We start from the raw sequence: 12,848 nt of genomic DNA on the forward strand, positions 1-12,848 counted from the left end.
GCTTACTCTCCTTTTTTCTCAGTGCCCTTTTTGGGATTCATCACTGAATCATAATCCATATTTTTGTATTTAAGTTTCGCATCTTCTGCTATTTTATCAGCAACCATATCTTCCATAACTAATGCTTCAACTTCAGCCATATGCTCTTTGCTGCTTTGATACCACGCGCGAAGCTCATCAGGACTTTCGTAAGCACTGGCAAATTTATCAATCATAGCATTAACTTTGTCGTTGTCTGCAACAATTTCGTGTTTTTTTACATACTCGGCAAAAAGTAAGCCCAAGTGTACGCGTCGCTTGGCTTGCTCTTCAAATAACTCCCTTGGGAAATCAGGAATTTTTTCATCGTCTTTATGTTCGTGACCAAACAATCGGTGATACATATCATGCTTTAAATGCTCAATTTCTTTATCTATCAAAGCTATTGGCAACTCAACATGATTCACAGACATTAATGAATCAAACAGTTTCTCTCTGTTCATCATGTTGACCCGACGTTCTAATTCACGAGCCATATTTTCTCTAATATCCTTTTTAAGAGACTCTATACCACCTTCTTTTATATTAAATTTCTCTGCAAATGCCTCGTCCAAAGCAGGCAACTTGCCTTCCATAATCTTTTTGATAGTGATCTTGAACGTTGCTTCCTTCCCAGCCAAATCTTTATGGCCATAATCTTCCGGGAAACTCACTTTGATATCGAACGGTTTGTCAATTTTCCCACCAACAATCCCATCTTCAAATCCGGGAATCATCGAACCAGAACCAATTACAAGCTCATATCCTTCAGCACTGCCGCCCTGGAATGGCTTATCATCCAAAAATCCCTGAAAATCAATAACAACTTTATCACCTTTTTTGACCGCATGAGTTACTTCATGCCACTCTTTGTTTTGTTCTCGTAATTTTTCAATCATGTTGTCAACATCTTTATCAGTGACTTCAGATCGAATTAATTCCACTGGAGCTTGATTGAGCTCGACAATTTCAAAAACGGGCATAACTTCAAATACAGCAGTGTATTTAAAATCCTTACCTGGTTCGATTTCTAAAGGCTCAACATGAGGATAACCTGCTGGAACCAATTCATTTTTTTGTAAGGCTTCATATAAGGTAGATTGGACCATTTCCCGGGCAACTTCTTCACGCACACTATCAGAGAAACGGCTTTTTACAACATTAAAAGGGACTTTGCCTGGACGAAAACCATCTATTTTCACTTTGCGAGCAAGATTTCTGAGACGCGAGCTCACCTCTTCCTCAACTTTCTCTGTAGGTACAGAAACTGTAACCTTACGCTCCAAACCTTCTAGGGTCTCAACAGAAACTTGCATTAATTCACCTCTCGGAAGTTATCATGAAATGGTGCGAAAGGAGAGACTCGAACTCTCACGGGTCGCCCCGCTGGAACCTAAATCCAGTGCGTCTACCAATTCCGCCACTTTCGCAATCAGGTTGGATTATCAATCAGTAATTCAGTCTTGTAAAGACTCAGATGGAATCTTTAGCGGTAGACTCAAAAAAATATTTGTTACAAATGGGGTGAACGATGGGACTCGAACCCACGACAACCGGGATCACAACCCGGGGCTCTACCAACTGAGCTACGCTCACCAAAAACACTCTTAAACAGGGCTTACGAAACTTCCCAAATTACAAATTCATAATTTTCTATATAGTTATTTACACAAAATAGATTTTCATTAAAGAATTACGTAACTATAGATGGTTTCGTAAGCCCTGTTCCAGCTATAATACTGCAAAAGCAAGGCGGCTGGCGCGCCCGGCAGGATTCGAACCTGCTACCCTCGGCTTAGAAGGCCGATGCTCTATCCAGATGAGCTACGGGCGCTTAAATGGTCGGGGAGGAGGGATTTGAACCCCCGACATCCTGCTCCCAAAGCAGGCGCGCTACCAGACTGCGCTACACCCCGATACCCGTCCCAAGGACAGAGCGCAGATAATACTAGGTGCTATCACGAAGGTCAATATCCTTTAGCATATAATTTTTATTTATTGATATAGTCTGAATTTCTTCAGTACTTTTCGTCAATTTATTGCCCTTTACAAGCGCTTACGTAGTTGCCTCAGCACTATTATCAACAATAACTCGTGTACTCTATAACTATGCACTTTCACCCTCATGACTTAAATCAGCAATTAGGTTAGGATAATGAATTATCAGCAGATAAGTTATGATCATGAAAACAAAACTATTACCCTTGTTTGATAATCTCAATCACATCCATAAAAACCATGAAAATGTAATATTGCCTGATGCCCGATTTCACAATGATTTCACTTATTGCTTAAGCTTTTTAAAAAGCTACATAGGGAGCGAAGGTACTTTCAACAGTTACAGAAGAGAAACAGAACGTTTGTTACAGTGGTCATGGCTTGTCAAAAACTCTACTATTGATTCTTTAAGGCGCGACGATATTGAACAATACATCCATTTCTGTCAAAACCCGCCTAAAACATGGATTAGTCTTAAAAAAGTTCCACGATTTATAGAAAAAAATGGTAACCGGATACCTAATGAAGAGTGGCGACCTTTTGTAGTGACACTAAGTAAGGTTTCCAGGAAAAATGGGCATCTTGCATCAATAGATCAATTCAAGTTATCTCAGGGAGCCGTGCAAGAAATATTCGCCATCTTAAGTACTCTATTCAACTTTCTAATTGCTGAAGAATATCTGATATCCAATCCAGTTGCCCTTATTAGGCAAAAAAGCAAATTTATTCGCAAAAGACAGCATAACGCGCCTGTTAGACGATTAAGTCTGGTTCAATGGGAGGCTGTCCTGAGAGCAGCTGAAAGTTTGGCTGAAGATTCCCCTGAAAAACATGAACGCACTCGTTTTATTTTAAGTCTGTTATTTGGCATGTATCTTCGTATATCAGAACTTGCTGCCAGTGAGAGATGGGTACCCAGTATGAATGATTTTGCCAAGGACAGTAATGGCCACTGGTGGTTTACTACCGTAGGGAAAGGAAATAAGGAACGACAAATTGCGGTAAGCGACGCTATGCTGGAAAGTCTTACCCGTTGGCGATTATTTCTTGGACTTACCCCTCTTCCATCACCAGCTGATAATTCGCCTTTACTACCTAAGCTGCGTGGTCATGGTCCAATGAGTGATACAGCTCCTATAAGGCGAATTGTTCAGCATTGTTTTGACTTGGCAGAAGAACAACTGCGACTTAATGGTTTATCAGAGGAAGCGGATAATCTATCCGCTGCCACGGTGCATTGGCTGCGGCATACTGGTATATCAGAAGATGTAAAAATCAGGCCCAGAGAGCATGTGCGAGATGATGCCGGGCACAGTTCAAGTGCTACAACGGACAGGTATATTGATATAGAAAAGCAAGCACGTTATCAATCGGCACGAAAGAAAATAATTCAGCCCAGCGAATAATTTATTTTTAAAGAAAATCTGGTTTTAAACTTATGCAAATATCCAGCTCGCTTACATGATCAATAGGAAGCTTAAGCTAATTTATGATAAAATGACTGATTAGTTCAAGCTTACGGTATAACATGCTTACATTGCGTCAAATTACTTTATCCAGAGGAGATAAAATTTTACTCGATAAGGTCAATGTCAGTCTTTATGAAAAACAAAAAATTGGCCTTATCGGTCATAATGGATGTGGAAAATCAACATTATTTGATTTTCTTTTAGGTCAATTATCTCCTGATACTGGAGAATATCTAATTAATCCACAACTCAGCATCAGTCATTTGTCTCAACACATACCTGATAGCAATGAAAAAGCTTTGGATTTTGTTCTTGCCGGAGATCAACAATACATTAAATTGCTAAAGCGCCTTTCAGAAGCTGAAAAAAACGGCGATGATGCAGAGGTTTTGCAATGTCACGAGGAACTCTCTCATACTGGTGGTTACAGTAAGCCCGCGCAAGCAGCAGTTATTATGTCTGGCTTAGGATTTAGTGGAAATCAACAGCAAGAGCCCGTTAACAGCTTTTCTGGTGGCTGGAGAATGCGCTTAAATCTTGCTCGGTGCTTAATGAAACCCGCCGATTTACTCCTGCTTGATGAACCCACAAACCATTTAGACATGGAAGCCATCTTCTGGCTGGAACGCTATTTAAAACAAAGTCCAAGTACTATTATTCTTATTTCACATGATAGAGAATTTCTTGATGCCTTTGTTACTCATATATTACATATAGAAAATCGTAATCTGACACTTTATTCAGGAAACTATAGCAGCTTTGAAAAAACTCATGCGCAACAACTGGCTCTGCAACAAGCAATGCATGAAAAGCAACAAACCAAAATCAAACATATGATGACTTTTGTAACTCGTTTTAAAGCGAAAGCAGCCAAGGCCAAACAAGCGCAAAGTCGAATGAAAGCTATAGAAAAGATGGAAATAATTGCAGCAGCCCAAGCCGACTCCCCTTTTTCTTTTGATTTTTTCCCTTGTCCTCGGGCAGGAAATCCTTTAATTCAATGCAATCAAGTTGATGCAGGATATATCAATCATCCTCCGATTTTGAAAAAAATCAAACTCTCTCTTAATCCCGGCGATAGAATTGCGCTACTGGGACCTAACGGTGAAGGAAAATCAACCTTAATTAAAACGCTTACAGCAGATTTGCCCGTATTAAGTGGAGATATTCATCGTTCTCCACACTTACAAATAGGCTACTACGCTCAGCATCAACTTGAGCAATTAAACTGTAAATTAAGTCCGGTAGAAACACTGCAAACTCTCTCGCCAGAGGTAAGAGAACAAACCATACGGGATTTTTTAGGTGGGTTTAATTTCAGAGGGGACATGGCGGTACAATCCATTCAGCACTTTTCAGGTGGTGAAAAAGCCCGCCTGGCATTAGCAAGACTGGTTTGGCTAAAACCCAATCTTCTTTTGCTGGATGAGCCAACAAACCATTTGGATCTTGGAATGCGCTCAGCAATTGAATTAGCGCTGCAAACTTATGAGGGTGCCTTAATTTTGATTTCGCATGACCGCCATTTGTTAAAATCAAGTGTGGACAACTTTTATCTTATTTATCAAGGAAAAGTACAACCATTTGAAGGGGATCTTGATGATTACTATCTCTGGCTGCAAACCAGAAATTCAGAAAAGGAATCCAAATTAGCTACTTCCCCAAATGAATATAAAGAAAGAAAAAGCTATCAAAACAAATTAAAAAAGCTGGAGCAACTCATTGAGCACTATCAGAATCAATTGCGCCTTCTTGATAAGCAGTTAGCTGACGTTTCTCTGTATGAAGACACAAAGCAGAAAAGCAAATTGGATAATCTTTTGATGGAACGAGATATCGCTCATTCTTCTTTAATGAAGACAGAAGAAGAGTGGTTAGAAATATGTAATGCTCTGGAAAACCTGGAGTAAGTAATAGGTTCTGCTAATCAATACCATTTAACCTTGTAACTGTTCCAACATGGCTTTTGCTGCCAACTGCTCAGCTTTTCTTCTATTAGGCCCTGTGCCATAAGCTACCTGACTTACTCCCTCAATTGTGCATGTTACATGGAAGATTTGAGCGTGCTCATCCCCCTCAATCTTGGTTAGGACGTATTCAGGTAAAGCGAATTTTGATGCTTGCAAAAACTCCTGTAATTGTGTCTTTGCATCCTTTAAACAATGATTTAAATCCGGATCATCCAATCGTGAACTATAAAGCATTAAAATAATCTGTTTTGCAGCAATCATTCCTCCATCCAAATAAATGGCTGCCAATATAGCCTCAAGGGCATCTGCTAATATAGATGTGCGGCGAAATCCACCGCTCCTTAACTCACCTTGCCCAAGAAATAGATAATCACCCAAATCTATTTCTCTGGCTATTTCTGCTAACATTTCACCTTTAACAAGAAAAGAACGCAATCGACTTAATTGCCCTTCACTGTGAAGTGGAAAACGATTGAATAGCTCATTGGCAATAACAAAACTTAGTATCGAATCTCCAAGAAACTCAAAGCGTTCATAATTATCGCTACCAGCACTGCAATGCGTCAAAGCCTGCTTCAAATAGGCTATGTTATTAAAATGATAGTTTAAACGTCTGCACAATCTTTCTAAATTAATTTTCACTACCTGTTATTACCTCAAAATTATCTTCAAAATTAAATAATAAGCTCATATTATAAATTAGAGGTTTGATGACTTGATATTTTAACTTAATTTTAAATTTATTGGGGCCTGAAGGAGTAATAACCAGCTCTCCTGGTTTTAAGTCCTCTACCCCATTGATATCTAATCGTTTAGTCACACTTTCCCTTAAAGTTGTAACATCGGTCAAGGGATCCCCCGACAAAGAAGAAACAGGTGTTGAATTTAATGCTTTGATTGAATGCAAAATCGAATAATGTTGAATATAAACTGGCACTGCCCGCATAACAAGTATACCAACCATTATCACCACAACAGCAGTAAACAGCATACCAATCAATGTCATTCCCTGTTGTTTTCTCATGCCCTATTCCCTCAATGAATTAATCTGCCTATCCTTGACCAGCGTACATTATCTGTTTTGCCATTCCAACTCATCCAGACCAGAAATGCTTTTCCTCTTAAATAGCTATCAGGTACAAACCCCCAGAACCGACTATCGGCGCTATCATCCCGATTATCTCCCATCATAAAGTAATTCCCCTCAGGAACAACTATATCAAAATCTACGGCTGGCGCATCAGGTCTGACAAATATGTCGTGCACCACACCGTTTAAATCTTCTTTATACTTTGTCACAGCCTTGCCAGAGCTTTCATCAGTAGTATACTCAACAAAGGTCTGTTTCACCTCTTTGCCATTAATAGTTAGTTTTTTATCATGATATGAAATTTTATCCCCAGGCACTCCAATAACTCTTTTAATATAGTCATAAGATGGTTCAGGTGGCCAGCGAAATACTGCAATTTCTCCCGTTTTGGGATTAGCAATTGGCACTATTTTTTTCTCCCATACAGGAAGTCTCAGTCCATAAGAAAATTTATTAACCGCTACAAAATCACCAACCAACAAAGTAGGCTCGAGTGAGCCCGATGGAATACGAAAAGGTTCAACTAAAAAAGAGCGCAATAGCAGAACAATAAAAAATACAGGAAAAAAAGAACGTGAATACTCAATCATTCGACCTGGCTTTTGTTCAGGCAAACGCTTTTTAGACCAAATCAACCAATCCAATAAAGCAATCAATCCTGTTACAGCGGATAATATGACCAATATTAAAGCAAAATTCATAAATTCAATATCCTCAATTTTAAGCAAAAGACAATTTAATCATGATTTGACTTATGTCCAGATGCTGACAAAAAGGTCAACACATCCTTATTAGTAAATGAGCGGCTCTACTTTTTTTTATCTGTTTGAAACACGGCCATAAATGCTTCTTGAGGTATTTCTACATGCCCCACCTGTTTCATTCTTTTCTTGCCAGCTTTTTGTTTTTCCAGTAATTTCCGTTTACGCGTCACATCACCACCATAACACTTTGCTGTAACGTTTTTGCGCAATGCTTTCACTGTTTGCCTAGCAATAATATGGCTTCCTATAGCAGCCTGAATAGCCACATCAAACATCTGTCTTGGAATAAGCTGTTGCATCTTCTCCGCAATCAATTTTCCGCGGCTATGAGCGGAGTCTCTATGAACAATCACAGCAAGAGCATCAACACGTTCGCTATTTATTAATATATCCATCTTGACTAAATCAGCAATCTGGAATCTTTGGAAGTTATAATCCAAAGAGGCATAACCTCGACTAACTGATTTTAATCTATCAAAGAAATCAGAGACTACTTCGCTCATTGGGATATCATAAACAACTGAAACATGACGACCACTATAGGTCATACTGACTTGAACACCACGTCTTTCAACACATAAGGTAATGATAGGCCCCAAATAATCTTGTGGCACTAGAATATTTGCTCTGACAATTGGCTCATACATCTCTTTTATTTGCGGGGTTGGGGGCAAATGAGAAGGATTATCAATTAATAAAGTTTCCCCCTTCTGAGTTACAATCTGATAAACAACAGTAGGCGCCGTAGAAATCAAATCAAGGTTATATTCTCTTTCCAATCTCTCCTGAATGATTTCCATATGCAGCATGCCTAAAAATCCGCAACGAAAACCAAATCCCAAAGCCTCTGAAGATTCCGGCTCATAAAATAAAGAAGCATCATTTAAACTCAATTTAGCCAAAGCCTCTCTAAATGCCTCAAAATCATCCGAGCTGACCGGAAACAAACCAGCATAAACTTGGGGCTTAACGCGTTGAAACCCTGGAAGAACTTTATCAGCTGGATTTCTATCCAGAGTTAAAGTATCACCAACTGGAGCGCCCTGAATTTCCTTTATACCAGCAACAACATAACCCACTTCACCAGCATATAAAGCATCCAGTTTAGTCCGTTTGGGGGTAAAAATACCAACTTGATCCACTTCATAAGCTCTGCCTGTGGACATCACTCGCATTTTATCACCTTTTCGTATGGCACCATTAACAATACGAACCAGTGAGACAACTCCTAAATAGCTATCAAACCAGGAGTCAATAATAAGTGCTTGTAATGGGGCATGAACATCGCCTTTCGGAGGGGGAATATTCGCAACCAATGCCTCTAAAACATCATTAACACCCAAGCCACTTTTAGCACTTACTCTAATCGCATCTTGAGCATCTAGACCAATGATATCTTCGATCTCGGAAATAACCCGCTCAGGTTCTGCCTGCGGCAAATCAATTTTATTCAGTACTGGCAATACGGTAAGAGACTGATCAATTGCTGTATAACAAACTGCTAAAGTTTGTGCTTCTACTCCCTGTGCTGCATCAACAACCAGAATAGCGCCTTCACAAGCGGCAAGAGAACGAGATACCTCGTAACTAAAATCAACATGCCCTGGGGTATCGATAAAATTCAATAAATAGGTCTTTCCATCTTTAGCTGTGTAATTCAAGGAAACGCATTGCGCTTTGATGGTAATACCTCGCTCACGTTCAATATCCATAGAATCAAGAACTTGCGAGCTCATTTCGCGCTCAGTCAACCCGCCACAAATTTGGATAAATCGATCAGCCAACGTAGACTTGCCATGATCAATATGGGCAATTATTGAAAAATTTCGAATTCGGTTTAAATCTTTCAACTGTTCTAACCTTCTTGCAAATAGCATAAGTCTATCTTAAATGTTCGCATGCAGAAAGTAGGCAAAGCAAATTCAGTCGTTTTTATATTCTTAAGAGAATGAAAATTGCTTATTCATTTACCAATTTCATGCACTGTATTTAAGATAAACAAAAGTCAAAAGTTTGCTATGAGGCTTTATTTTTACTAAAATTCGTGCTTTGCAACGATACAGGGTACATGATGCGACAAATCATCTGGCTAGGTTTCATTTCACTCTTCCTTTTATCTTTCACTACCTATTCCGACACAACTTTTACAAAACGTAAAGACGTACAATCGTTTATTAACATGATGGTAACGAATTATCACTTTAATCGTAATCAGTTAACTACAGTAATGAACCAAGTTAAACTTCAACCACAAGTCATCGAATCTATGGAAAAGCCCTATGAAAAGAAAAACTGGGATGTCTACCGAGAACTGTTTCTTACTCAGAAAAGATTAAAAAGCGGATTGCAATTTTGGGCTGAAAATCAAAAAACATTGGAAAAAATTCAGAGAAGATATGGGGTGTCTCCGGAGATCATTATAGCTATTTTAGGAGTAGAGACAATGTATGGTGAGCGTCAGGGTGAATACAGAGTCTTGGATACTCTGGCTACACTGGCTTTCAACTACCCCAAACGTTCTGCATTCTTTACTAAAGAATTAAAGGAGTTTTTCCTCCTGTGCCGAGAACAGCACGTATCCCCAACTCAATACAAAGGGTCTTACGCAGGTGCCATAGGAAAACCCCAATTTATGCCAAGCAGTTATCGATATTATGCAGTGGACTTTAATAACAATGGTCGAAGAGATTTAGTCAATGACAATGGTGACTCTATTGCCAGCATCGCCAATTATTTGCATAAACATGGTTGGAACTTAAATCAAGGCATCGCTCAACCGGCCAAAATCTCCGGATGGCGATACAAACAACTTCGCATGAACCCTAAAACAGCAAATTACCGATACTCACAACTTATAAGCTATGGAGTAAAACCAATTACAGCGTCACAAAATCATCCTCCTCGTGCAGGAGTCATTGAGTTAGTTACAAGGAAGGGTAAAGAATACTGGATTGCCTACCCCAATTTTTTTGTAATTACCCGCTATAATTCGAGCCCTCAATATGCTCTGGCGGTTTACTTATTATCCCAGCAATTGAAGCAACATTGGTATACTAGTGCCACCAAAAAGCACAGAGCTTATGTTTAATGCCAGCTGGAAATAATAATAATTACTGGTATATACTGAAAAATTGACAGCCATAACAATACAGAGTTTGACTTATGGATAAGTGTTTTATTTTTAGCAAACATCTCGATGATAATGGTTGTGTATGCCTGAAAATATCTGACTTGGGTGAGCTCATTGCTCCCCCTGAATTTCGGAATTTCTCGCAAATAAAAGATTTACAAAAAGAATCCAGTACAATTATTGTAGAAACCTGTACCAGAGCAATACTTCTTGGTCTTGCAATTCCATGGCTACCTGAAAGAAAAGCCAGAATTGCAATTCCCTATGCACTAGAGGATAAAGTAACTCAACCAGTCGAAGAACTTCATTTTGCCTTTGATAAATTTTATTATCAGAATAACCAATATCTCGTTGTTGTAATTGATAAACAACGAATGAAAAAGTTAATTCAAGTTTTTGATGAGCATGGGATAGAGTTTGATGCAGTAACTCTTGACTGGTTTGCGCTAGCATCTCAAGAATTGATCATTAGTGAATCCGAGCTATTGATCAATAACGAAGATTTTAAAGGTGTCCTCTCAGGTGATTTGGCTCAAACTTACCTGAAAAATCATCCACACACTCCCGCTCATCTGTTTCAAGACAGCAAAATACCTGTCGCCTCTCCAGCAAGCCAAAATGAAGAACACTCTTACACCTGGATTAGTAAAAGATTGATAAAATCAAAACCACTCAATCTTTGTCAAGGTGAAATACAACATGGAAAAACAACCGATTGGGTTAAAAAAGGATACCTATTGGTTGGCGGATTATGCGGCTTCTGGTTAATTTCTATTCTTTTTGTTAATTGGCTTTCTTTGCATTGGCTCAATAGACAAATAGATGAAATTGACCGGCAAACCGCGGTTATTTATCGCGAGTTTTTTCCTGATGCCAAACAGGTCATCAGTCCTAAGTTTCGAATAAGTCAGCTTCTTGGGGGGAGTACTGCAGAAAATCAAACTCGATTTTGGTTTATATTAAATCAATTATCCAAAGCCATAAAAGATAGTGGTATCACAGTAGAGCAATTAAGGTATCAAAACAAAACAATATCAATCACATTGGTAAGTTCTGATTTTGAAAGCTTACAAAAAATTGAAAATAAACTAAAACAATCACAACTCAAAGTGAAACAAACTCAAGCCTCAACGAAAGATCAACAAGTAGTTGCAACTCTGGAGTTAACGTGAAAACCTATTTAAACACGCTGAATGATCGAGAAAAGTGGATGGTTATAGTAGCTGGTGTATCACTTTTTATTTATGGCTACTATTTATTACTTTACACCCCGCTGAGCAACCAGGTAAATCAAAAATCCACTCAATTAATTGAAAAAACTGAAACATTGGAATGGATGAAGCAAGTAAGAATGCAAAAACGCTCTGCCAAAAGAAAGGAATCTGTAGATAACAGCCAATTGTTAACTATTCTTGCTTCCCAACTTAAAAATAATAAAACACTCAAATTCCCCTATCAATTACAACAAACAGGCTCGGGGGATGTTCAATTAACCTTTGACGCAGTCCCTTTTCAAAACTTTATACAATGGCTTGCAAAAATCAACGAAGTCTATTCTATCAATATAAAACAATTTGATGTGGAGAAAACCTCAACACCGGGAGTAACCCGACTGATGATCATACTCTCTACAAGTTAGAATTGCTATTATGTATTAGTCAAGACTATAAGCCTGACCTTAGAATAATAAAATACGGAATATCAAAGTATTTTTTTTAAATACATATAGTTTCTCAAGATAACCTATTCATTCAAATTTCCTTGAACACTCCCCCAATCTTTAATTCCAGCACCCTGTTTAATTTCAGGAGGTAATGATTCCAATGCTTTTTGAGCTGCTTCTTGACTATCATAAGTACCATATAAACCCTTATAATGGGTTTTGCCATTTTGATAATACTTCACTTGAGCCATTCTATCATTTTTAGGTGCTTTATAGAGTTTTTGGGCCACATAAGCAGCCTTTTCGTCATCGGCAATCTGAATCGTATAACCTTGAGGATTTTGGCTGTTTACCCAATTTCTATCTCTGTCCTTAAAGGATACAGGAGAATGATACTCACCAACATGATATGAATCAGGAACCACAACACTTTGACCAGATTGATTGCCATAATTGTAATCACGAGCACGATAATCTGTTTGAGGATACAGCTGACCATAATCATAGGTATAAATTTGATAGCGGGTAGTATATGTATCCTCATAAACCATACAAGAAGAAATATTCATTACGCCGATACCTAGAATGATGTACCTGATGCTAATACCCATCATAACACCCCCTGATTTTAACTTTTACTTTTACTCTTATTTGTTGTTATCTACAAATACAAGGAAAACTTTAGGAAAATGTTTTATGAATTGATTCAGAATTATTGGATTTCTATTCAAGTCATCGTCCGAAAA

The 12,848-nt window shown here is 38.5% G+C and carries 11 protein-coding genes and 4 tRNA genes; 5 read left to right on the plus strand and 10 right to left on the minus strand.

Annotated features, from left to right (window positions below; all coding sequences use genetic code 11):
• Positions 1-2 precede the first annotated feature (2 nt).
• The 5 genes from tig to LPG_RS09360 form a co-directional block, all read right to left on the minus strand.
• A complete protein-coding gene (gene tig / locus LPG_RS09340) occupies positions 3-1,334 on the minus strand; it encodes a trigger factor (protein WP_010947586.1) in 1,332 nt (443 codons plus the stop codon).
• Positions 1,335-1,363: 29 nt separating this feature from the next.
• Positions 1,364-1,448, minus strand: a tRNA-Leu gene (locus LPG_RS09345).
• Between the two features lie 90 nt (positions 1,449-1,538).
• Positions 1,539-1,614 (minus strand) — tRNA-His (locus tag LPG_RS09350).
• A 161-nt stretch (positions 1,615-1,775) separates the two neighbouring features.
• Positions 1,776-1,852: transfer RNA gene (locus tag LPG_RS09355), tRNA-Arg, on the minus strand.
• A gap of 5 nt (positions 1,853-1,857) precedes the next feature.
• A tRNA-Pro gene (locus tag LPG_RS09360) sits at positions 1,858-1,934 on the minus strand.
• Positions 1,935-2,195: 261 nt separating this feature from the next.
• Between LPG_RS09360 and LPG_RS09365 the strand changes: the two genes are divergently transcribed.
• Together LPG_RS09365 and LPG_RS09370 are read left to right on the plus strand one after the other, a co-directional pair.
• Positions 2,196-3,422 (plus strand): tyrosine-type recombinase/integrase, encoded by a 1,227-nt coding sequence (locus tag LPG_RS09365; RefSeq protein WP_010947587.1) that lies wholly within the window; start codon positions 2,196-2,198, stop codon positions 3,420-3,422.
• Positions 3,423-3,544: 122 nt separating this feature from the next.
• On the plus strand, positions 3,545-5,395 hold the full coding sequence (locus tag LPG_RS09370; RefSeq protein WP_015444405.1) for an ABC-F family ATP-binding cassette domain-containing protein: 1,851 nt from the start codon (positions 3,545-3,547) through the stop codon (positions 5,393-5,395).
• Positions 5,396-5,422: 27 nt separating this feature from the next.
• On the opposite strand, the gene rnc is transcribed toward LPG_RS09370, so the two are convergent.
• From rnc to lepA, 4 genes are all read right to left on the minus strand, one after another.
• Positions 5,423-6,097 (minus strand): ribonuclease III, encoded by a 675-nt coding sequence (gene rnc, locus LPG_RS09375; RefSeq protein ID WP_010947589.1) that lies wholly within the window; start codon positions 6,095-6,097, stop codon positions 5,423-5,425.
• Positions 6,087-6,479: a DUF4845 domain-containing protein gene (locus LPG_RS09380; RefSeq protein WP_010947590.1), complete on the minus strand. Its 393-nt coding sequence runs from the start codon at positions 6,477-6,479 to the stop codon at positions 6,087-6,089. Before LPG_RS09380 ends, rnc begins: the two co-directional genes overlap by 11 nt.
• Before the next feature lie 11 nt (positions 6,480-6,490).
• Positions 6,491-7,246 carry a signal peptidase I gene (gene lepB / locus LPG_RS09385; protein ID WP_015444404.1) on the minus strand — a complete coding sequence of 252 codons (756 nt, stop codon included), beginning with the start codon at positions 7,244-7,246 and terminating at the stop codon, positions 6,491-6,493.
• 107 nt (positions 7,247-7,353) lie between these two features.
• Entirely contained in the window at positions 7,354-9,186 is a 1,833-nt protein-coding gene (lepA, locus tag LPG_RS09390; RefSeq protein ID WP_010947592.1) for a translation elongation factor 4, read from the minus strand.
• Positions 9,187-9,380: 194 nt separating this feature from the next.
• On the opposite strand from lepA, the gene mltB reads away from it, so the two are divergent.
• From mltB to lspM, 3 genes are all read left to right on the plus strand, one after another.
• Positions 9,381-10,397: a lytic murein transglycosylase B gene (mltB, locus tag LPG_RS09395; protein WP_015444402.1), complete on the plus strand. Its 1,017-nt coding sequence runs from the start codon at positions 9,381-9,383 to the stop codon at positions 10,395-10,397.
• 74 nt (positions 10,398-10,471) lie between these two features.
• Positions 10,472-11,611 carry a GspL family type II secretion system protein LspL gene (gene lspL / locus LPG_RS09400; RefSeq protein WP_010947594.1) on the plus strand — a complete coding sequence of 380 codons (1,140 nt, stop codon included), beginning with the start codon at positions 10,472-10,474 and terminating at the stop codon, positions 11,609-11,611.
• Positions 11,608-12,078 (plus strand): GspM family type II secretion system protein LspM, encoded by a 471-nt coding sequence (lspM, locus tag LPG_RS09405; protein WP_010947595.1) that lies wholly within the window; start codon positions 11,608-11,610, stop codon positions 12,076-12,078. Before lspL ends, lspM begins: the two co-directional genes overlap by 4 nt.
• A 104-nt stretch (positions 12,079-12,182) precedes the next feature.
• Here the strand turns inward: lspM and LPG_RS09410 are convergent, their stop codons facing one another.
• Positions 12,183-12,716, minus strand: a complete 534-nt coding sequence (locus LPG_RS09410) for an SPOR domain-containing protein (protein ID WP_010947596.1) — start codon at positions 12,714-12,716, stop codon at positions 12,183-12,185.
• Positions 12,717-12,848: the final 132 nt, after the last annotated feature.

The organism is Legionella pneumophila subsp. pneumophila str. Philadelphia 1 (genome assembly GCF_000008485.1).
In the GTDB taxonomy this organism is placed as follows: Bacteria; Pseudomonadota; Gammaproteobacteria; order Legionellales; family Legionellaceae; genus Legionella; species Legionella pneumophila.

Coding starts and splice junctions, on each gene's coding strand:
- tig (WP_010947586.1), bottom strand. CDS start 1,334: ATGCAAGTTTCTGTTGAGACCCTAGAAGGTTTGGAGCGTAAGGTTACA.
- LPG_RS09365 (WP_010947587.1), top strand. CDS start 2,196: ATGATCATGAAAACAAAACTATTACCCTTGTTTGATAATCTCAATCAC.
- LPG_RS09380 (WP_010947590.1), bottom strand. CDS start 6,479: ATGAGAAAACAACAGGGAATGACATTGATTGGTATGCTGTTTACTGCT.
- mltB (WP_015444402.1), top strand. CDS start 9,381: ATGCGACAAATCATCTGGCTAGGTTTCATTTCACTCTTCCTTTTATCT.
- lepA (WP_010947592.1), bottom strand. CDS start 9,186: ATGCTATTTGCAAGAAGGTTAGAACAGTTGAAAGATTTAAACCGAATT.
- LPG_RS09410 (WP_010947596.1), bottom strand. CDS start 12,716: ATGATGGGTATTAGCATCAGGTACATCATTCTAGGTATCGGCGTAATG.
- lepB (WP_015444404.1), bottom strand. CDS start 7,246: ATGAATTTTGCTTTAATATTGGTCATATTATCCGCTGTAACAGGATTG.
- LPG_RS09370 (WP_015444405.1), top strand. CDS start 3,545: ATGCTTACATTGCGTCAAATTACTTTATCCAGAGGAGATAAAATTTTA.
- lspL (WP_010947594.1), top strand. CDS start 10,472: ATGGATAAGTGTTTTATTTTTAGCAAACATCTCGATGATAATGGTTGT.